Genomic DNA, 20475 nt, shown 5'->3' on the forward strand with positions numbered 1-20475 from the left:
ATTTGCACCACAATCAGACAGAACGGCCCGTTCGTCTAGGGGTTAGGACGCTAGATTTTCATTCTAGTAACAGGGGTTCGATTCCCCTACGGGCTACACGAAAGGCCTCCAGATAACACTGGAGGCCTTTTTTCTTTGGCCTCGGACACTATTTGCACACAAAATCCGATAGCTCTCCAGTTATCAATCATCAGCCTTGATTTTCGAAGCCTGCATTCAGAAGTTAAAGTAACTATGAAAAGATACTAAGGTTAGTTTCCTCTGCATTAGGTATTAGATGGGTGCCTTGATAGCACGTAGTCTATTTCCTGCAACCATTGCTTCTGTTCTGTCTCCCCTACTCATCTCACAAATATTATATTTCATTTTTGTGAGATGGCAAAATGGGATGTAAAGCGGCAACTTTCATAGCCAACTCTCTCATACTATTATGACAGACGTATTCTGGGACATCAAATTGCGGTGGAAACTGTTTGATTTCAGTTTGATTAAACAGTAGTGCAGAACCATATTGCCCAGAAGCAACATAAAGAAACAAAGCCCATGCTTCATGTTGCTGCCTTATCATAGCCTAACTCAGGCTATTCTCCAGATTTCGTACTTGTAAAAAGGCCCTTTTATGAGGTGAAGGTTAGGAATTAGATCGTTCTTTATACACTTTCCTAAGAACCAACGTCTATATAGGTGCAAGAGAACAATGGGACAAAGGCATTATGAGAAAACTATTGTATTTACTAATTCTTTTTGGGATTTTTTCGTGCGAGAATGGCCCATCCTCTCAATCAGTGGAGGGGTCTACGCCTACAGGCGAGACCGACACTACAGCTGAGGTAACTACTGTTATTCCCGACACAGCACATGTGTTGGAAAACGTGGGAGACATCAAAAGGGAGTACGACTCCATAGTATCTAGAGCTGAGACTAACAGTATGGACTCGAGCTTCTTCAACTATGACTGTAATGGTGAAAGGCTTGGACGGGTTGTGTATTTCTCAGATGAGCAGGGGCTTCGCCTGATAAGGCACACCTACAGTGAATACAGTCATTTCTCTGCAACAGAAGAGTATTTCCTGAAAGGCGGTTCGCTGTTCTTTGTCCTTTATAACCAAACATCGTGGCGTTTCGAGGGAGAGGGGAAAACCAGGGATGATGTGACAGAAAAGAGGTTCTACATCCTTGGCGGTAAAGCCGTCAAGTGTCTTGAGAAGAAATTCTCTGTAAAATCGCCCGCTTCAGTTAACGCGCTCTCACCAATGGCGGAAAACACCGATACGGACTGTGCTTCGCTAGAGGATGTGAAGGTTAAGTTTGAGTTGCTGAACAAATATAGAGGGAGGGAGAAGTACCCTGAGTGCCTTGAAGAATAGCCGAACGATGTTAGAAACCTTTACATCTTACATCTCCTGAAAGGACCCTTTTTCGGGATGGTGAGAAATAGGTGGCGGTGGTTTGGTACTAGCCGAGTTATAATGCGAATCTACACGACTATAAATGGGTGGCAGCTTAGCTTATGCAGCAGGTATGGCCTTATTTGCCATACCTGCCGTGCTTATTCAAACCCTGCTCCTGCCACAGGCAGCAGCCGATACAACAAGGGGACAACGAGCTCTCCTGCTTTTATGGGTTAACTGTAGAAAGCAAATACTCCCCAAATTTAGAAGAGGCATAGCTCCTTATTCATATAATCCATCTCATTATCTGCCTTCGTTTACCTGCTTCATAATCTCTGCTAAAAGCCTGGTAGATTTTAAACGGTCTTTTAAATTATGCATCGTGGATACCGTTATTAATTCATCCACTCCCGTTTCTTCCAGAAAATCCTGAATTTGCTTTTTCACTGTTTGCTTACTACCGACGAAGGAGTACCTGAGCATTTGCTGTAAGGTTGGGTGTTGAAATATTTCTCTCAACTCTTCAGTCATTTCTGTTGGTGGCTGTAAGGGCTCTCTGGATCCGGTTAACACACCCACAAACATTCTGATTAAGGAGGTGAATAGTTTTTCGGCTTCTTCATCGGTATCAGCAACTAAAACATTTACCCCGGCGATGGTATAGGGTTTTTCTAAAAACTCGGACGGCTGAAACTCCTGTTCATAGATCCGTAAAGCGTTGTGTAAATGTGTTGAGGCAAAATGACTCGCAAAAGCGTAAGGCAATCCCTTTTCAGCCGCTATATGTGAACTGTCAGTAGTTGAGCCCAATACATACAGCGGAACAGCAGTACCCTCTGCAATGGGTGCCCTTACTTTGGCAGCTTTATTTTCTATGGAAAAATACTGCTGGATTTTCTCTATTTCCTGTGGAAAGGAATGTGCAGCCTCCATAAAATCTGACCGTATCGCACGAGCTGTTTGCTGGTCTGTTCCCGGCGCTCTTCCGAGCCCCAGATCAATGCGGCCTGGGTATAAATGGGCCAGGGTTCCAAACTGTTCGGCTACAATCAGGGGAGAGTGATTTGGAAGCATTACACCACCCGAACCTATACGGATGGTGCTGGTGTTTTCGGCCACGTAACCAATGAGAAGTGATGTGGCGCTACTGCCAATATTATCAGAGTTATGGTGCTCGGCAAACCAGATGCGTTTATAGTTATTTGCTTCCGCTTCTTTTGCCAATGCCAATGAATTATGCAGGGTCTGTTGTATGGTTTCGCCTTGCGATACTATGGCAAGTTCTAAAATGGAATAGGCTATTTCTTTATGGTCCATCGTATTCAATACTAATAAGATTCTTAATTATTTCTTTTTACCGGTACAGCTATTTACTGACCAAGTAGTTAATTCATCGTATTCAAACTGCTGGGGCGGCCTCTTCATCTAGCCTAACGGTTTAGCAGAGAACGAGTATACTTGCTGAACAACTTCTATCAGCACAAGTGAATGCCATAAAGATGCTGCTAGTTGACTTTCAGTCAAGTATAAATAATAGAGTAGCCTATTTTAGATTTCCAGCGGCGGCAGAACGATTAGTATCAACCATTTCTTCGTGAGAAGGAAAGGGTTTTGAATTCATTAGTCTGTCCATCACATAATCCCGTACGGCAGGGGCTTTACCCTTTACTGCTGCAGCAAGTGCTTGTTTCAGTTCTGCTGTATTTAGTTCGGTGCAATAAGCCGGAGTACCCGGCTCCTGTCTCCATGATTCGGCGAGACCTCCACCGTCCACGGTGTCAAAACCGGTCTGGTTAACCAGCTCAGCCGCAACTTTTTTATGTGACGGGTTATCACCAGCGACTGATATAGCTATTCTTCCTTCCTTGCCGGCAGCTTTTCCTTTATGCTGCAGCGTATACTCCATGATGTTGTTAAACACCTTCACAACCGGTCTTCCCAGTATTTCAGAGATATACTCACTTTCCGTCTTGCCTTCTAAGCCAGCAAGCTCACCATCCCGGAAAGGATAATAATTACTGGTATCCATGATAATGACATCTTGAGATACACCCTGAAGTAAATTTTCAGAAAGATCTTTATAAGCCTTGAAAGGAATGGAGAAAATAATGGCTTCCACATCTTTCACAACGTCTTCAATAGTGGCCGCCTGGGCATCCAAATTGGCAGCTATTTCTTTAAGGGTGGCCATATCCCTTGTGTTGGTAACCTTTACCTGATGACCTGTACCAGAAAGTTTTTTTGCCAGGATGCTTCCGATAGCACCTGTACCTATAATTCCTATTTTCATATTCAATGTTCTCTTAATGTTTTATGAGTAGTAACTGAACCTTTTGTTTCAAATGCATCAAAACCGCAGTCACAGTATACAGTACGATGGTTTAATTTATCTTTCTGAAAGGTGGCTTAGGCAACTCTAAATGACCTCTCAGAGTTTCAGCTTCATACTCGGTGCGGAATATGTCGCGTTCCTGCAAAATAGGTACGACCAAGTCAATAAAATCCCGCAAGCCGTGGGGGTGGTCCTGGCGGAGAATCAACATATCCATTGCGCCTTGTTCGTACCACTGCTGCACCTGATCGGCCACTCTTTCGGCTGAGCCAAAAAACAGGGGACGCGGGAGACTGTTTTGGGGAATCAACCGCAACAGTTCCAGGTATTTTTCCTGGGCCTCCTGTTCTGTCCTGCCAACGATTGGGTTTTGTGAGATAGACACGATAAAATCTTCCGGCCTTCTACCTTTTTCAACTAAATGGCATCTTAATTCCTTGGCCATTGCCACTGCTTCCTCCACTGTATTACCATGGGTAAATACCCCGTCGGTATAGCTTGTGGCGTGGTCGATAAATGTTTGCGACATACCAGCTGTATACAGTACCGGCCGCCCCTGAATTGAACGACTAAGGTTCAATGGCCCATCTACCTGGAAATATTTCCCCCGGTAATTCACCCTATGCATTTTTCGGGGATCCAGGAATATGCCGCTTTCCTTATCATGGATAAAGGCATCATCTTCATAAGTGTCCCAAAGCCCCAACACGATTTCCATGAATTCTTTGTTCATGGGGTATTGGTCTGCCTTGCCCAGGTGACCGCGGCTGAAATTCACCATTCCTCCCGGATTGGAGGTGATGGCGTTTAAAGACGCGCGGCCTTTACTTATTTTATCCAGCGACAGGATTTGCCGGGCGGCACTGTAAGGATCGGCATAAGAGGTTGAAATGGTCACCGAGAGCCCTATGCTTTTAGTGTGTGTACTGATGGCAGACATGACGGAAACGCCTTCAAACATGCTCAGGTAGTGGGGAATATTCCCTGGGCCCACATGGCTCACGTCGACCAAAAAAAGCGTATCAAACTTGGCTGCCTCAGCAAGCTTAGCCTGTTGGATATAAAACTCAATATTCTCGCTGGCATCAGCCGGCATATCGGGATGCTGCCAGCCCACAAAATTCCACCCCAACCCATCAATATTGGCTGCCAGCTTTAACTTTTTTCTATTTTCCATATCAATTATCATCTGCCTGTTTACCCATGCCGGAACTTCTCCATGGGTGAATATTCAATGCCATTATTTTGAGGGTCCTGAATGACTATAGTTGCAAATTTAAGGAAATGCACTTTCCTTTGTATAGTACTTTCCTAAAGGAAAGTGGAATATTATCAAAAAGAGACCAATGGCAGCAAAAAAAGCATATTGTGACTGTCTCAACACGGTAAAGCCAGTTCGAGACACTCTTGACGTAATCAATGGAAAATGGAAATTGCCTATCATCATTTCTGTTGGTGTCGGTAATGAACGGTTTACTGATATACAGGAGAGTATTCCGGGCATCACTCCCAAAGTTTTGGCCAAGGAGCTGAAAGAACTAGAGCAGCACCAACTCATCAAGCGGGTGGTTGTGGATGATTACCCGGTCAAGATCCTATACAAACCGGAACCATATGCTGATACCTTAACTCCTATCATCTATGCCCTAAAGGATTGGGGGCTGAACCACCGGCAGAAGATTTTTGAAAAGGAGTAGTCTTGAGGCAAATCAGAACAGAAGATCAAACAGCTTTTCTGATTTGCTGATAGCCACCAGGTAGCTAATAGTCGTACCCATATGCTTTAGATGAATTTTAAACCAGGAAAAGAATTATGAATAGAATAGCCTTAGTGGTGGGTGTAAGCGGGATCACGGGTAGTAACCTGGCAGAAGAATTGGTAAAGCAGGGGTGGACTACCTATGGCCTGGCTCGAAACCCTAACGTAAGCATAGAAGGTTTACGCACAGTTGCAGCAGATCTTCTCCGCCCTGAAAGCCTGTCAGCAGCCCTTGCTGATGTTGCGCCCACGCACGTATTTATCACTAGCTGGATGCGCATGGAAACGGAGGCAGAAAACATCAGGGTGAATGCAGCGATGGTTCGCAACCTGCTGGATGCCTTGGCTCCCAAGAAGTCGGTGCAGCACGTGGCTCTGGTAACTGGACTTAAGCATTACCTGGGGCCTTTCGAAGCTTATGCAAAAGAAGGTTTTCTGCCCGAAACGCCCTTGCGCGAAGAGCAGCCCCGGCTGGATATAGAGAACTTTTACTATGCGCAGGAAGATGAAGTGTATGCCGCTGCCGCACGTGATGGCTTTACCTGGAGCATTCATCGTCCGCACACGGTGATCGGAAAAGCAGTAGGCAACCAGATGAACCTGGGCACCACCTTGGCCGTGTACGCCACCATTTGCAAGGAAACGAAGCGTCCGTTCCGATTTCCTGGATCGGAAGCGCAATGGAACGGCCTGTCGGATGTGACTGACGCCCGGGTGCTGGCCAAGCACCTGGTATGGGCAGCCAGCACGGAGGCAGCCCATAATGAAGCTTTTAATATAGTGAACGGAGAGTACTTCCGATGGAAATGGCTGTGGAAGCGCCTGGCTGGTTGGTTCGGTGTGGAGCCTGTTGGCTTTAACGGCACCGTTCATCCCCTGGAGGATCAAATGGCTCAGGATGGTCCCGTGTGGCATGAGATTGCAGAGCGTTACAGCTTGGCAGAACCAGATCTGAATCGATTGGCATCGCCCTGGCATACTGACCTGGACTTGGGGCGTCCGATTGAGGTGATGACGGATATGTCCAAAAGTCGCAAGTTTGGTTTCACCGACTATCAGCCAACTGAAGAGTCGTTTTTCGACCTGTTCAAGCAACTGCGCAACGATCGGTTGATTCCCTAAAATCCCTTCAGCACAAAACAAGAGATAGTATTACGGTAAGAACATCAAATAAAGGAAGGGATGAAAGAGCAAATAAGCTGAGTTAGGGATGTATAAAACAATCGACAACTTTTGCTTTTAAAATCAAACGCCAACACTGGAACCCAAAATTGTTTTGCTCGCCTCTCCAACCGCAAAGGACAATCCGATGCATCGAAACTTCATCAGTAGCTTACCGGCGCTGAGATCAATACTAGAACTTTCCCCTTCTATCTAACATAAAGGTTGTTATGAATCAAGGAAGGCTCCCCGGGATGAGGAGCCTTTTCTTGTTTTAACCCATACCAAGCGTTATGTTCCCCAGCCGAAGAAATATCTAACCTCCTCTCCTACCTGAAGATACGCTCCCTTAGCCACTAAGCCAATGGGGACAAGGTTCGATAATTCAACTCTTTCATACTCTCCTTAACTTATACAAGCCAGCTGAAGTAAATCAATAAGTTCAGGTACCTACCGCTGATGTGCTCTCTCTACTTAATGCTGTTGCTCCAATAGTTTTACCTGTTCTCTTGCTGCATGTGCATTACTTCTATCTAAGAATAAAATGAATTTGTTCTATATGAATTTATTTATATATTGGATTTTGCACGTACATCCTATGAGCCAACTTAATATCCTCCGGCGGCATTTGACAATGCTTCGCCTGGTACAACCGCCATTTTCCTATCCCAGCAAAGCAAAGCTGCTAGGCCGCCTGCAGCAGGAAGACCTCGATTCGGTGTCAGGACGAACCTTTGACCGTGACATCAAAGATATTCAAAACTTCTACGGCATTAACATCACCTACTGCCCCAGGCACAGAGGCTATTATCTGGATCAGCCTGAAGACGAGGACCTGACAAACTTCAGGCAGTTTTTTCAGCTATTGGAGCGGAGCGAGCGACTTGCATTTCTCACCCACTCTTCAGATGCCCTACGCACCAGCCAATACCTGCTGCTGGAGGAGAACCAGTCGCAATCAGGGCTACAGCACCTGCCTCTGCTCTGGCATGCGCTCCGGGTGCAGCAGCAATTAGCCTTTCACTACAAAACCTTCCAGACCAATATGCCCAAGCCCTACCAGGTAGACCCGCTGGTACTGCTGGAGTACCGCAACCGCTGGTACCTGGCTGCATGGGATGCTGCCGACAAACGCTTCAAGACCTTCGGGCTGGAGCGCATGCAGGAGCCGCAGCTCACACAGGTTCCGGTGCAGCAAGACAGGCGTGCGGAATTCCTGCTTTTAAAACAAAATGCGCTGGGCGTTTTTGTAGGCCCTGATCATGAAGTGGCAAAAGTTGTACTTCGCGCATCCTCAGAAATGGCTCCCTACATCAAAACTGTTCCTATACACCACACCCAAACCATTTCAGGTGAAGATGAAACAGGTATAACTATCACCTTACTGATAGTCATCAACCACGAATTAGAAAGCGCCATACTTTCGTTTGGTGAGCATGTAGAGGTGCTGGAGCCAGAGGAGTTGCGGGATAGAATTCGCGGGCGGGTGCTATCCAACCTTCACAAATACAACTATTTATGAAACAAAACTTAAAAATACACTGTAATACTTAATATTATCTCCATATATATATTATAGTACAATGAAAAACTTATTTTTTTTCATCACAGATGAAATACCAGAGGAGTTACAGAAAGAATTGTTGACTTGCAATATCAATAGCAAGCATGCTAAGCAAATAGGCATTACAGCAACTATACATGCACAAATAAATTATTGCTTTAGTTACAACATGATTATGATCACTAAGAACAGGGAAATCATGAAGTTATGTGATGAATTAGGGCACCCAATATTTAAGGTGATAGACTTTTCTGATCCTAAAAACCTAGTACAGCAAATTTTAACCTACTTGTCTGACAAAGAGTCAACTTAAAAAGTTAGGTATTTTGATAATCGCACCTTTAGGTATAGAAATTAGATTTATTATAGAGCAAAAAACAAACATTTAATTGCACCTTATAGGTATTTTCTATTGCTCCGCCAGAATTTGGCGGAGCAATCTCTTAGAATTGTAGCAACAACAACAAATTATGAGGATACAACTTAAACTATCGCCCAACACACAGCCTGTGCCTTTCAACCACCTGCATGAGCTGACTAAGCGGCTGCACCACTGGCTGGGGCCACAGAATGCCCTCCACGACGGACTCAGTTTGTACAGCTTTGGGTGGTTGAGGGGTGGAGAGCGCATCGGGAATGGTCTCTGGTTTCCAAATGGCGCGACCTGGAATGTAAGCTTTTATAATAGCGACTATGGCATACAGCTAGCCAAAGGTATACTTGCCGACCGGAGTGCCTTCTTTGGAATGCAGGTTGATAAAGCGATCGAAATGCCATTCCCACAGTTTACTGAAAAGCAGCTTTTTAGAGTTGATGGTGCCGTAGTAGCACGGCAAGTTAGAGATGATTTAACAAGAGAATACCTGCTTTACGACAACCCAGAGGCAGATGAAGCTCTAACCAGAGTTTTCCGAAAAAAAATGCTGGACGCAGGCTTCAATGCTGACGATGCAGAAAACACAAATGTGAGATTTTACAGAGACAATAAAGGTAAATCTCGGACCAGAATGCTAACTATAAAAGGAGTGGATCACAAGTGCAGTAGCTGCCCTGTGGTTGTAGAGGGAACACCTTCTATCACCCGTTTTGCATGGTTAGTGGGCATAGGCGAACTTACTGGATCTGGTTTCGGCGCTTTACAATAAAACATGAACAATATGGATTTCTCTTTTTTCTTTGAGCCACCAGAGTATACTGCAAGTGGTCTGTTACAAATAGAAGCACTAGCTCCACTTTCAATGGCAAGCGGTCATCCAGGTAATTACTACCAAAGCCTTCGTTCCCCTTCCCCGCACATGTTGTTCGGAATGCTGGAGAATGCCTTAGGCTGGCATTTCGCTGAAGATATCAGGAAAGCACTGTTCAAGCAGTTGCAGAAAGACGCAAAGAAAGCAAACAAAAAAGATGCAAAGTCTTCTTGGCTAACAGCACAACCTGAAATGTCAGACAGCAAATATTTCTCTTTTCTACAGTACCACCTGGAGTTTGAACCCAGCATTTTCGAGCCCGACACACTTACTTATGATGATTTGTGGTCACAGCTTTTACGAGACTCTGGCAGGTCGTTCTTTGGAGGCAGCAGGCACTATGATGCTTCATTGGAAACGACCATAAATAGAGTTCGCAATAAAGAAATCGAATTTGGGGACAGGGCAGAATATAAAGATGTACAAGCAACCGATTTTGATAATTTGCAAGAAGGAGCCAAAGTCAATTATCGGAGCATTCGGGATCTTTTCCCGCAGTACTACGCAAGTCTGCCAACTGTAAGAGAGTATGTGGAGCCAACAAGAATCAATAAGAAAGTTGGAGATCCAGATTATCTATTCCGCTTTAATACAACACCTAAAGTTTTAGACCTGCTTACTGAAGCATTAGAGAACCCAGCGGCTCCGTTATACCTCGGTTCAAATGATGGATGGGTACACGCTACAATCGAAAAGATATGAAACAGATAGATTTTCAGCACCCCTACCCCCGCTATGGATTTGCCGCAGCTTTAGTTGCCTCTGAAAGTTTTAACATTCCCGAGCATTTGGAGACGTGGGAAGACGTAAGGCAGTTGGCAGTAGAAACCTTGAAAGACGGTTTAAATTACTTTTCTGTGTTCACTAAAGATGATCCTGCTTTAGAGGCCACGACAGCACTAACTTTTGATTATGTAAAAACAGACCTTAACCCTGGAAAAGCTAGTGGACAGATTGCCGCAAAAGGATACTTTCTAGCTCCTCATGTAGTTACTTCAGATGGGTCGGCGGCAAATACAGTTGGTGAGGCTAGACTGCTTATACAGGCACTAGAGAAGTGTAAGGCGGAAAAGGATCTTTTCAAACCCTATGATTTGAAACGCTCTTTTGCACCTCTTACCTCAAAGGTGAATAATGGGAGCAAAAGCGCACAGAATCCTAAAGCATCGTTACGTGATGCCGCCTTTACCTGTATCACTACGCTTACCAGATTTAAGCCAGCTGTATACGCCGCTTATCAAAAGGGTAGTTTTGCCAACGCCGTTATGATTCCAGACTTACCTCTTTATAGTGTAGAGCAGGATCAAGAGGAGCCTAGCTACCCTATGGTTGACTTTGTAGAAGAGTTCAGGAAAATGCAGGAGTCTATAAAAGCAGATCACTACATGATAGGTGAAGTGGCTCCTGATAAGAAATCTTTTAGAAGACCAAATCTGCATAAAGGAAATTATCCAAACGCTCCCTCGGATAGCAAATTGAACGCAGTTTCAGTTGTGGCTGCAATAGCTGAATGGTATAAGCAGAACCTTGAACAAGGCAAACGAGCAGCGCACATTAAAGCTGTTCTTGAAAGCTTAAAAGGACGCCCGCTTTATATTGTTTCATATGAATTTGCCCGGCAGGAGCGCTTTAGCCACCACCTCATCTCACTCGCACTACAGCATGACGTGCCTAAGTTGCAAAAGGCTGTGTGGCGAAGCAAGATCTATGGAGTAGAAAAGTTTGATGATCCGAAGCGACAGTTATTCAACCTGGCTTTTACTCATTTGCTACAGCTTTATACTTCTACCGATTTTAAAAATTTCATGGCTTACAGAGCGGAATATCCCGCTGAATTCTCACCAATATTCAACAATTACTTTATGGATGCAGAAAACCTATCTCCTACACTTGTCCGTTCTGCGCGTGCTTACGGCCAGTCACTAAACAGTGCTGCTTACCGCACAGCTAACAAGAAGTATGAAGAAGACCAAAAAGCGGGCAGAGCAGGTCTTAGTATAGATGAAAATAAAGCACGTATTCTTACTGAACTTGAAAGCAGAGTACTCAGCGCAAAATCTAAACCTGAACTCCTGAGTCAGATCAGCATAACCATCGGCAGAATGACAGGCAAAGACTTTTACCCCGAAGCTGGTGAGTTTATGGAAGAAGTGCTGACAGAGAAAGTGTCGCTGAAGCAGGCACAGTATCTTATTACCGCTTTTATGCGCCTACGCACTGTTGCAACGACCTCCACTGAAGAAGCTAAAAATACAACTGTAGCATCAGCCGAAGCTTAGTTTATACTTATTCTCTACCTCAAATTTCAAACTATAAAAGATATCATCATGAAAATAAAATCTATACTTGTTTCTGTTGTTGCCCCAATGTCTGACCATGCTGCTAACCGAGGTGAAAAGCTTTTGGGCAATGCTTCTTCTATCAAGCGACGCCCTGATGGCCGTGTTTACATATCCGGCCAAATGCAGCGCCATGTTTTGTTTAGTGCTATGGAACGCTTAAACGCTGATGATGACCAAAACGGCAGCACCTATGTATCCAATGGAGACGGCGTTTCGCTGGACATCAGCAAAGATCTACGAAGTGATTTAGGAGGCTTCTTGGATACCAACCAAGGTGATTATTCTGGCAGAAGAACAGCTCCCCTCACCGCCACGCCTGCCATTGCCTTACAAGAAAGCGAAGTAGGCAGAGACCTGTTGGTACGTCTCAAGATGGATGGCCAAAACAAAGGCGAGGGAAAGAAACAGGCACTTGCTACGAATGAGTACAGCCAAACAGATACAATGCTGATGAATTTCCATTTAGATGTTGGTGCCATTGGGTTAACTAAAAAATACCAGTACGAAGCTGAAAAGCACGTTGCTACGGAATATGAAAATCATTTAGCAGATACCTCTGAAAAGCAACGCCGGGTAAAGCTGTTTCTGGAAGCTACTAATTCCATGACAGATTACGCCAACCAAGCACGCAATGCTGTTTCTGGTGAGCCGCAGAAGGTGCTAATTGTACTAGACAACCGCCATAGCCGCAAAGCCATCCGTTACTTTGCACCACAGACAACAGCTGCTGAAAGAGAAAATATCTTAAAAGAATTAGATAGCCGCGACGCCCTTTATTTCTTAGGAGATGACACAGGTGAGTTAACTGAAACACCTGTTTATGAAGCGTATCAAAAAGCTTTTGAGGCTTTACAGGGAAATGAGCTTTACACACCGGCAGCTCATTAAGCAATCATAAGCCGGCACCTCCTAAACCTAGATGTCATTCTGAAAGGATTTTGTGGTTAAGCCGCTAAAAATCACTTTAACCAAGATTCTTCCAGAATGACAGGTGTACTGATTTTAAGATAAACCAGCGTCTCATATCCTACGCAGCTATGCATGCATCATCATTAGCCAAGCCATCAGGCATTTTGCTATCCTCCCACACGCAACATGTGTGGGAGGAAGCAGAATATATTTTAAAAAACTTGCCTTACCTGAGCATCAAGTATAAAGAACTTGCGGGAGGAGATTTGCAGGAAGAATTGCGATTGGCAGTTCACTGGCACGATGCAGGTAAAGAAGATGATGTATGGCAGAAAGCCTGCCAGCAAGATTTTGCTTTATATGAAACATGGTGCAAAGCAAACGGTAAAATAGCAGCAATAAACGCTCCCGCAACTTACCAGGAATATACCCTTGATTGCTTTATTGCACAGAAAGCCTCTGCTCCACATTTACAAAAGGCACAATTGCGCCATGAATTTGCATCGCTGGATTTAAGTAAACCTGAAAAGTTATCGCTTGCTGTGCGAGCTACTATTGCTGCGCATCATGGAAAGTTACACCATCGCCATCTTAAGCGCTGGAAAGAAGATGCGAATGGCCGATTTAGTGATTATTGGGAGGGCCTAGTTTATGAAGGAAATATTATTGGGCGCAGAGAAAAGCCATTCAGAAAATGGGAACTAACACTACGGGAACGCTATAAAGTGACTGCTGTCAGAAGTCTCCTTCAGCTAGCAGATACACGCGCCAGCCGGAAGGAAGCAGGTAAGCAGTTGCCTACACTCACTAAATTTGAGTATGAGTTTCCTCATAAGCAATCAGACGGTAGTCTAAGCCTGCGGCCAGTTCAGCAACAGGCCTTAGCTTGCGCCCAGCAACCTGTAAGTATATTGCGAGCCCCCACAGGTAGTGGAAAAACGGACGCATCTTTACTTTGGGCAAAAGAACAAGTAGATAAAGGAAGAGCTGACAGGCTGATCATTGCCATGCCAACGAGGTTTACCTCAAACGCACTTGCGCTTAACATTGGTGAAAGTGTAAGTGACACAGGCCTTTACCACTCCAGCGCCTGGTATTCTCGTTTCGGGAATGAACTTAAGGGACAGGACAGGGATAATGCAAAAGAGGTGCACAAGCTAGCACAGCTATTGGCTACCCCTGTAAGCGTATGTACAATCGACCACTTGCTAATGTGCCTTACCGGCACAAAGGAAGAACACCACAGTACATTCTTCTTCCTTGCCAACTCCTGCGTGGTGATAGACGAAGCAGACTTTTATGATTCTTATATTCAAGCCAATATACAGGTACTGATTAAAGCGCTAAGGTTGCTAAAAGTGCCTATACTTATTATGAGTGCAACTGTACCTGACTCTGCTCGTCAATTTTACGAAATAACGGATTCTATTCAGGAAGCGCAACGGGAAGCAGAGCCCATCAGACATCTTCAATTTGTAGGAGAAGCTTTAGCTGAAGTTAATGCGCATCCTAATGATGATCTTGAAGACGAAGAAATCTCCCAGGAACTATCAGAGGAATTGCAGGGGGTTTTTGAACAGATGATTAATACAGGGCAAGGCATTGTATTCGCCAATACTGTCGCTCGTGGCTTCTCGTTTTATCAATTCTTGCAAAAGTCACTTGCTAGCCAAGATGTACCTCTAATTTTCTACCACAGTCGTTTTACAGAGCCAGATAAGAAATACTTGGAAGAAAAGCTTATACTGCACTTGGGTAAAGATGCTTGGAAAAACAGAAGTGCCAAAGGAATTGCTATACTTACGCAGATAGGTGAGATGAGTATAAATATTAGCGCTCCTATCATGTATTCTGATGTTTGCCCTTGGGACAGACTTGCACAACGTATCGGTAGACTTAATCGTTTTGCCGAAAGTGAAAAGGGAGTTGTTTTCGTTGGTTCTCCTATGAGTAAAGGTGCTATTTATCCAGCTCCTTACGGTTCATACAACCAGGCTAGCAACTTATGGGAGGCCACGGAAGCGTTCACAAAAACCCTCACAGCTATTCAAAAAGAGTATGCTGGCGGTACTCCCAAATTAATCACCTCCGGAGAGTTTGTAGTTAAGGTGAATGAGCTATATCCTGAACCAGAAGCGTTGATGTCACATGCTGAATCAAACCGAAACCTGCTTTACAACTGCATGCGGGACAACTGGCTCATAGTACCTCATGCTAAGACTGATGAAGAGAACGGACAGGCGGGCCTCTGGAAGTCTCGTGATATAGATGCCCAAGACACAGTTTACGTAAGACCTCCTTCTGATACAGATGCCGCAGAAGGAAATGATCAGAGGGTGTTTCCTTTTCTAAACTACGATGCTTTTAGAAGCTATCAGCTGGAGTACGGTATCTCCTGCCCCACCTACTTGATTAAAAAAGGGCTTAAAACCGGACAGTTGACTGTATTCGCTTATTCTATAGGGCAAGATGAAAAAGATATACATAAACTATATATCTACTCCGGCTACAACGATGAAATAGGTTTGGCAGCATTAGGAAGTAACTATCCAATCCTTAATGCGCCCCCTGACGATCTAGCAAACTTTGGATAAACTATGAGTACATCTACATCTTATCCAATTGGTGGTATGCTTTTCTCCTACTACCTCATCTGCCCACGCAAGGCTTGGCTGGTGCGGCAGGGAATCTACATGGAGCAGGAATCTGAAGACGTGGCGCTGGGCAAACTGCTGGATGAAACCAGTTACAGCCGCAACGAGAAACACCTGGACCTGCACGCTACCGCTCCCGACGGCACACCGCTTGTAGGCAAAGTTGACCGGGCCTTGCTGCGCGACGGGGTGCTGCATGAAACCAAGAAAGGACGTACCTGCCAGGAGGCGCACCTGAGCCAGGTGCGCTTTTACCTGTGGCTCCTGAAGCTGAATGGCGTAACAGGTCCGGGCGGGGCACCATTTAAAGGCCAGATCGACTATCCTGCCCTGCGACGATCAGAGCCGGTTACAATGGGGCCGCAGCAGGAAGAAGCGTTGGTGTTGCAGCTTCGGCACCTGACAAGGTTGTTGGAGGAACCGCACCCTCCTGCCCGGATCAGCAAGCGTGCGTTCTGCAGCAAGTGCGCCTTTGAGGAGCTTTGCTATGGATAAGTATGATCCTGTTGTAGAGCGATTAATCACACATGCCGCCAGTTTGAGCGAAGCGGGAACTCGTGGTAAAGTATAGCAGCCAGTTTGTAACTGGTGAAAGTATAGTTTTGGATCACGCCAGTTACAAACTGGCTGCTTATTAGGCCACAAGTTGCGCTGCCGCTAAACTTGCGGCATAGTTGGGCACAGTTAGTTCTGTAGGTCTGTACAAGCCATGCTTTAAGCTTGAGTATTGGTTTGATGAATAGGAAGCCTACCTGCCTCCAAGTATAATCTTTAATTCATAATTCGGCAAAGCCCCATGAAACGTCCTTTTTACTTGTTCTCCAGCGGCCGTTTGCGCCGCAAGCACAATACGCTGGCCCTGGAAAAGGCTTCCACCGACTGCCGCATCCCCGACGATGAAGACACCGAGGGGCTTCCCAGCCAAACAGCCGACGGGCCGCGGCTGCCATTTGCGGTGGAGTCTGTGGATAGTATCTACCTGTTCGGGGAGATTGACATCAACACAAAGCTGGTGACGTTTCTGGCGCAGCAGGGCATTCCGCTCTTCTTTTTCGATTACTACGGCAACTATACGGCTTCGCTTTACCCGCGCCAGCCCGTTGTCAGCGGTCGAGTACGTATGGCGCAGGCGCAGCATTACCTCAGCCCGAAAAAGCGTATGGTGCTGGCAAAGGAATTTGTTGACGCGGCACTATTCAACATCTTGCGGGTGATGCGCTACTATGTGCCACGCCTGCCCGAGCCGGAGGCACTGGCCTTGCAGGAAAGCTGCGAGCAGATTGAAACAGAACGCGGACGTATTGCTGCCTGTCCTGATGTACCTACTTTGATGAGCGCTGAGGGTCGCGCCCGCGACTGCTATTACCAGACCTGGCCGCTTATGCTGGGTGAGGCCGTGGCCAAGAAGTTTCCGTTTGATAAACGGGAGCGCCGGCCGCCGTCAAACCCGCTGAACGCACTTATCTCATTTGGCAACTCAATTTGTTATTCGGTGGTGCTGCGGCAAATCTATCGCACGGCCCTCGATCCTACGGTTTCTTTTCTGCACGAGCCCGGCGATCGCCGCTATTCGCTTTCGCTGGACCTGGCCGAGATTTTTAAGCCCCTGCTCATCGACCGCGCCATATTTAAGCTCCTGAAGAACGGGGAAATACAGCCAAAACATTTTGAGCAACGGCTAGGTGGGTGCTACCTGAAAGAAGAAGGTCGCAAGATTTTCATGGCACATCTGGACCAGCGCCTGCAGCAAACGGTACTGCACCGGACATTGAACCGCCATATCTCCTATGAGCGCCTGGTACGGCTGGAGTGCCACAAACTCGTGCGCCACCTCTGTGATCCGAAGCAGGACGCGTACCAGGGCCTTCATATGTGGTGGTAATGCATTTCAATATTTGTTACTCATTTTTCGCTTTCGGGAAGATAACAGCAACTTTCAACTCATAACTATAGAGCAGTTCTTTGACATTTTGAAAACAAAACAGACATGCCTTACTTTATCGCCGTATATGATGTAAACCAGAAACGTGTAGGCAAGATGCTGAAGCTCTTCCGCCGCTACCTCACTTGGATTCAGAACTCTGTGTTCGAAGGTGAACTCACAGAAGCCCAATACCAGCGCCTCCGTCACGAGGCAAACATGCTAATGGAGGAAGGCGACGGTGTGGTAATTTACCGCATGCGGGAGGAGCGCTACCACGAACGCCACGTTTTAGGAGTGGACAAAGGCAAGCCGCAACGCTTCCTGTAGTCGTCAGGTAAATGATAACAACACCTATACGTTACATAATATTGCTAGAAGTGGAGTGAAATTAAAATTAAATCACTGATAGTAAGCCAACTAAACAGGTCGTCAGCTCCCTGTCTTTTTTACACTACCGGCACTTGACGCTTTTTAAGCAAAACTTATTCATATAAAATCCATCCAAATTAAGCTTGAAAGGCTTTTTATTGTTACTTTTGGGCTGGATTTCAATAGCACCTTAGAGGTATAGAAAGATCGAATTCGCGTAAATGAAAAAGCGCAGCTGCTCGATTTCAATAGCACCTTAGAGGTATAGAAAGGCATCGTGAGCAAAGGGGCCGATGCGCCAGGAGCCGTATTTCAATAGCACCTTAGAGGTATAGAAAGATGGCCAGCACAACATGGCTGGCTGCTTTAAGCTCACATTTCAATAGCACCTTAGAGGTATAGAAAGGTTGTCAACGTGGTATCCATCCTGGAGGGGCACAATGATTTCAATAGCACCTTAGAGGTATAGAAAGGTGGCTCACTTGAGCCACGCACCCTGAAGGTGCACCTGATTTCAATAGCACCTTAGAGGTATAGAAAGCTGGCACGATGCCAGCAGCAGGCATAGTATAATGATCATTTCAATAGCACCTTAGAGGTATAGAAAGTAGCCCTGCATCTTCGCAGTGATGATGAAGCCAGCATTTCAATAGCACCTTAGAGGTATAGAAAGCCGTGAAGGAGATGCGGGCCGCGCAGATCGCCTACTATTTCAATAGCACCTTAGAGGTATAGAAAGTGAGGTAGTAATGAACATCTACTGCTCTTATGAGGAATTTCAATAGCACCTTAGAGGTATAGAAAGCTTCTACTATTCGCATATTCCGATCACGCTGCCACTAATTTCAATAGCACCTTAGAGGTATAGAAAGATTACGTTGTTGGTTGTGTCAACAGTGATAGATGAAATTTCAATAGCACCTTAGAGGTATAGAAAGTATGGCAAAACAGGCACTATGTTTATCAGGTACTCATTTCAATAGCACCTTAGAGGTATAGAAAGGAAGGTGGAGCCGATCATGCTGGAGCCGGTGCTGGGCACATTTCAATAGCACCTTAGAGGTATAGAAAGTTAGTATATCGCAGCACAGACGCTTCCACACTGAATAATTTCAATAGCACCTTAGAGGTATAGAAAGTGTGAATAGAACTTTAGCCTATCCCTTGCTTTAAGAATTTCAATAGCACCTTAGAGGTATAGAAAGCATACAGGGCAACCTAAGCGGCCTATATCGTGAAAAATTTCAATAGCACCTTAGAGGTATAGAAAGATAATAAGGTTAAAAGCATAATCACCATTGTATTGCAAATTTCAATAGCACCTTAGAGGTATAGAAAGGTGTATACTATAGTGTATTGCTTCATATAGAGTTGATTTCAATAGCACCTTAGAGGTATAGAAAGTGGTTACCTTTTGAGCTAGAAGAGTGGCATAAGATAAAATTTCAATAGCACCTTAGAGGTATAGAAAGGTGTTTTGGCTTCTTAAACTTATAGTGTGCTGTTTTCATTTCAATAGCACCTTAGAGGTATAGAAAGTTTGGCTTAGCAGAAAGCCCTAGCGCGTACTTCTTTAGATTTCAATAGCACCTTAGAGGTATAGAAAGGCTTTAAGTTCTGTTATTTCTTGCTCTAGCTTATTAATTTCAATAGCACCTTAGAGGTATAGAAAGTACACCTCTAGCAAAGAAATCTAAAGCTTGCACCCCATTTCAATAGCACCTTAGAGGTATAGAAAGAAAGGCAAGACCTTTTGCGGGTATAATGACCAATGGAATTTCAATAGCACCTTAGAGGTATAGAAAGTTCCACTTTAGTCGTTCAATATCAAGTTTGTCATAATAGATTTCAATAGCACCTTAGAGGTATAGAAAGTTAGAACTAGCAGCAGCAGGGTTGTCTACCTCTATAAATTTCAATAGCACCTTAGAGGTATAGAAAGGAACGAGATGTATTAACCTCACATAAAGGTACTAAAGATTTCAATAGCACCTTAGAGGTATAGAAAGTTAGAGCAGAAGCAAGCAAGAGAATTAGATTTAGTCATTTCAATAGCACCTTAGAGGTATAGAAAGTGATTAGCACTGTCGGGCAAAGGTCTTGATCTGTCAATTTCAATAGCACCTTAGAGGTATAGAAAGTTGTTGCTCCATAAGTGGATGGCACGTTCAATAGTGATTTCAATAGCACCTTAGAGGTATAGAAAGTTGCTGCTGTTGTTGATGCTAGTCCGGCCACGTTAGAATTTCAATAGCACCTTAGAGGTATAGAAAGGGGATAACCTTATACTATCCTTTGAAAACGGGCAGGATTTCAATAGCACCTTAGAGGTATAGAAAGATCGGTGCTGCTGTAGCGGCTCTAGGAGCTTTGTACATTTCAATAGCACCTTAGAGGTATAGAAAGCTATAATTTCATTTACATTAACTGCCATTGTCTTATATTTCAATAGCACCTTAGAGGTATAGAAAGTATGATGGTTTGCCGTGATCGGTTCGGAAGGTTCTCCAATTTCAATAGCACCTTAGAGGTATAGAAAGGTAGGTAGTTTACCCCCGTTGCCGTACGCGTCTATGATTTCAATAGCACCTTAGAGGTATAGAAAGTCTTTTTGGCGCTTTCGCCTACGCCTTTCAATCTAAATTTCAATAGCACCTTAGAGGTATAGAAAGGTAGGTAGTTTACCCCCGTTGCCGTACGCGTCTATGATTTCAATAGCACCTTAGCTCGACTTTAGCATTAAGCAGCATTGGCCAGCATATGCTGAAAATGCTGTAGCAAAGGTTTTGGTATTTTCACCATCTCTGTCTGTTTATCAGAGGT

17 protein-coding genes, 1 tRNA gene and 1 CRISPR repeat array are annotated in these 20475 nt (G+C 44.9%); of the genes, 14 read left to right on the forward strand and 4 right to left on the reverse strand.

Going from position 1 to position 20475, the window contains the following annotated elements:
- Window positions 1-24 precede the first annotated feature (24 nt).
- Window positions 25-96, forward strand: a tRNA-Glu gene (locus tag ACFQ2O_RS09920).
- 259 nt (window positions 97-355) lie between these two features.
- On the opposite strand, the gene ACFQ2O_RS09925 is transcribed toward ACFQ2O_RS09920, so the two are convergent.
- Entirely contained in the window at window positions 356-568 is a 213-nt protein-coding gene (locus ACFQ2O_RS09925) for a hypothetical protein (RefSeq protein ID WP_377526609.1), read from the reverse strand.
- A 145-nt stretch (window positions 569-713) separates the two neighbouring features.
- On the opposite strand from ACFQ2O_RS09925, the gene ACFQ2O_RS09930 reads away from it, so the two are divergent.
- Window positions 714-1367, forward strand: a complete 654-nt coding sequence (locus ACFQ2O_RS09930) for a hypothetical protein (protein WP_377526612.1) — start codon at window positions 714-716, stop codon at window positions 1365-1367.
- A 327-nt stretch (window positions 1368-1694) separates the two neighbouring features.
- Here the strand turns inward: ACFQ2O_RS09930 and ACFQ2O_RS09935 are convergent, their stop codons facing one another.
- From ACFQ2O_RS09935 to ACFQ2O_RS09945, 3 genes are all read right to left on the reverse strand, one after another.
- Entirely contained in the window at window positions 1695-2708 is a 1014-nt protein-coding gene (locus tag ACFQ2O_RS09935) for an LLM class flavin-dependent oxidoreductase (protein ID WP_377526615.1), read from the reverse strand.
- Between the two features lie 226 nt (window positions 2709-2934).
- Window positions 2935-3681 (reverse strand): NADPH-dependent F420 reductase, encoded by a 747-nt coding sequence (locus ACFQ2O_RS09940; RefSeq protein ID WP_377526618.1) that lies wholly within the window; start codon window positions 3679-3681, stop codon window positions 2935-2937.
- Window positions 3682-3772: 91 nt separating this feature from the next.
- A complete protein-coding gene (locus ACFQ2O_RS09945) occupies window positions 3773-4900 on the reverse strand; it encodes an NtaA/DmoA family FMN-dependent monooxygenase (RefSeq protein WP_377526621.1) in 1128 nt (375 codons plus the stop codon).
- A gap of 169 nt (window positions 4901-5069) precedes the next feature.
- On the opposite strand from ACFQ2O_RS09945, the gene ACFQ2O_RS09950 reads away from it, so the two are divergent.
- From ACFQ2O_RS09950 to cas2, 12 genes are all read left to right on the forward strand, one after another.
- On the forward strand, window positions 5070-5420 hold the full coding sequence (locus ACFQ2O_RS09950; RefSeq protein ID WP_377526623.1) for a winged helix-turn-helix transcriptional regulator: 351 nt from the start codon (window positions 5070-5072) through the stop codon (window positions 5418-5420).
- Window positions 5421-5536: 116 nt separating this feature from the next.
- Window positions 5537-6604 (forward strand): SDR family oxidoreductase, encoded by a 1068-nt coding sequence (locus ACFQ2O_RS09955; RefSeq protein ID WP_377526627.1) that lies wholly within the window; start codon window positions 5537-5539, stop codon window positions 6602-6604.
- Window positions 6605-7241: 637 nt separating this feature from the next.
- A complete protein-coding gene (locus ACFQ2O_RS09960) occupies window positions 7242-8165 on the forward strand; it encodes a helix-turn-helix transcriptional regulator (RefSeq protein WP_377526631.1) in 924 nt (307 codons plus the stop codon).
- Between the two features lie 61 nt (window positions 8166-8226).
- Window positions 8227-8520 (forward strand): hypothetical protein, encoded by a 294-nt coding sequence (locus ACFQ2O_RS09965; protein ID WP_377526634.1) that lies wholly within the window; start codon window positions 8227-8229, stop codon window positions 8518-8520.
- Between the two features lie 157 nt (window positions 8521-8677).
- Window positions 8678-9352 carry a CRISPR-associated endoribonuclease Cas6 gene (locus ACFQ2O_RS09970; RefSeq protein ID WP_377526637.1) on the forward strand — a complete coding sequence of 225 codons (675 nt, stop codon included), beginning with the start codon at window positions 8678-8680 and terminating at the stop codon, window positions 9350-9352.
- Window positions 9353-9355: 3 nt separating this feature from the next.
- On the forward strand, window positions 9356-10156 hold the full coding sequence (locus ACFQ2O_RS09975; RefSeq protein ID WP_377526641.1) for a hypothetical protein: 801 nt from the start codon (window positions 9356-9358) through the stop codon (window positions 10154-10156).
- Window positions 10153-11733 (forward strand): hypothetical protein, encoded by a 1581-nt coding sequence (locus tag ACFQ2O_RS09980; RefSeq protein ID WP_377526645.1) that lies wholly within the window; start codon window positions 10153-10155, stop codon window positions 11731-11733. The genes ACFQ2O_RS09975 and ACFQ2O_RS09980 overlap by 4 nt, the downstream gene beginning before the upstream one ends.
- 48 nt (window positions 11734-11781) lie before the next feature.
- Window positions 11782-12684: a type I-PGING CRISPR-associated protein Cas7/Csp1 gene (gene cas7p / locus ACFQ2O_RS09985; RefSeq protein WP_377526649.1), complete on the forward strand. Its 903-nt coding sequence runs from the start codon at window positions 11782-11784 to the stop codon at window positions 12682-12684.
- Between the two features lie 149 nt (window positions 12685-12833).
- Window positions 12834-15299 carry a CRISPR-associated helicase Cas3' gene (gene cas3 / locus ACFQ2O_RS09990; protein WP_377526652.1) on the forward strand — a complete coding sequence of 822 codons (2466 nt, stop codon included), beginning with the start codon at window positions 12834-12836 and terminating at the stop codon, window positions 15297-15299.
- Window positions 15300-15302: 3 nt separating this feature from the next.
- Window positions 15303-15854, forward strand: coding sequence for a CRISPR-associated protein Cas4 (locus ACFQ2O_RS09995; RefSeq protein ID WP_025606296.1), 552 nt, complete (start codon window positions 15303-15305; stop codon window positions 15852-15854).
- A gap of 301 nt (window positions 15855-16155) precedes the next feature.
- Complete coding sequence (cas1b, locus tag ACFQ2O_RS10000; protein WP_377526657.1) at window positions 16156-17241, forward strand: type I-B CRISPR-associated endonuclease Cas1b; 1086 nt, start codon at window positions 16156-16158, stop codon at window positions 17239-17241.
- Window positions 17242-17346: 105 nt separating this feature from the next.
- Window positions 17347-17610, forward strand: a complete 264-nt coding sequence (gene cas2, locus ACFQ2O_RS10005) for a CRISPR-associated endonuclease Cas2 (RefSeq protein WP_025606300.1) — start codon at window positions 17347-17349, stop codon at window positions 17608-17610.
- Window positions 17611-17828: 218 nt separating this feature from the next.
- A CRISPR array of direct repeats spans window positions 17829-20324; the repeat unit is 30 nt; unit sequence ATTTCAATAGCACCTTAGAGGTATAGAAAG.
- The last annotated feature ends 151 nt before the right edge of the window (window positions 20325-20475 follow it).

Origin of the sequence: Pontibacter rugosus (assembly GCF_042678745.1) — a bacterium.
Lineage (GTDB): Bacteria > Bacteroidota > Bacteroidia > Cytophagales > Hymenobacteraceae > Pontibacter > Pontibacter rugosus.

Bases quoted from the DNA above. Each gene is read 5' to 3' on its own strand.
- ACFQ2O_RS09925 (WP_377526609.1), bottom strand. From the start codon at position 568: ATGATAAGGCAGCAACATGAAGCATGGGCTTTGTTTCTTTATGTTGCT.
- ACFQ2O_RS09930 (WP_377526612.1), top strand. From the start codon at position 714: ATGAGAAAACTATTGTATTTACTAATTCTTTTTGGGATTTTTTCGTGC.
- ACFQ2O_RS09935 (WP_377526615.1), bottom strand. From the start codon at position 2,708: ATGGACCATAAAGAAATAGCCTATTCCATTTTAGAACTTGCCATAGTA.
- ACFQ2O_RS09940 (WP_377526618.1), bottom strand. From the start codon at position 3,681: ATGAAAATAGGAATTATAGGTACAGGTGCTATCGGAAGCATCCTGGCA.
- ACFQ2O_RS09945 (WP_377526621.1), bottom strand. From the start codon at position 4,900: ATGGAAAATAGAAAAAAGTTAAAGCTGGCAGCCAATATTGATGGGTTG.
- ACFQ2O_RS09950 (WP_377526623.1), top strand. From the start codon at position 5,070: ATGGCAGCAAAAAAAGCATATTGTGACTGTCTCAACACGGTAAAGCCA.
- ACFQ2O_RS09955 (WP_377526627.1), top strand. From the start codon at position 5,537: ATGAATAGAATAGCCTTAGTGGTGGGTGTAAGCGGGATCACGGGTAGT.
- ACFQ2O_RS09960 (WP_377526631.1), top strand. From the start codon at position 7,242: ATGAGCCAACTTAATATCCTCCGGCGGCATTTGACAATGCTTCGCCTG.
- ACFQ2O_RS09965 (WP_377526634.1), top strand. From the start codon at position 8,227: ATGAAAAACTTATTTTTTTTCATCACAGATGAAATACCAGAGGAGTTA.
- ACFQ2O_RS09970 (WP_377526637.1), top strand. From the start codon at position 8,678: ATGAGGATACAACTTAAACTATCGCCCAACACACAGCCTGTGCCTTTC.
- ACFQ2O_RS09975 (WP_377526641.1), top strand. From the start codon at position 9,356: ATGAACAATATGGATTTCTCTTTTTTCTTTGAGCCACCAGAGTATACT.
- ACFQ2O_RS09980 (WP_377526645.1), top strand. From the start codon at position 10,153: ATGAAACAGATAGATTTTCAGCACCCCTACCCCCGCTATGGATTTGCC.
- cas7p (WP_377526649.1), top strand. From the start codon at position 11,782: ATGAAAATAAAATCTATACTTGTTTCTGTTGTTGCCCCAATGTCTGAC.
- cas3 (WP_377526652.1), top strand. From the start codon at position 12,834: ATGCATGCATCATCATTAGCCAAGCCATCAGGCATTTTGCTATCCTCC.
- ACFQ2O_RS09995 (WP_025606296.1), top strand. From the start codon at position 15,303: ATGAGTACATCTACATCTTATCCAATTGGTGGTATGCTTTTCTCCTAC.
- cas1b (WP_377526657.1), top strand. From the start codon at position 16,156: ATGAAACGTCCTTTTTACTTGTTCTCCAGCGGCCGTTTGCGCCGCAAG.
- cas2 (WP_025606300.1), top strand. From the start codon at position 17,347: ATGCCTTACTTTATCGCCGTATATGATGTAAACCAGAAACGTGTAGGC.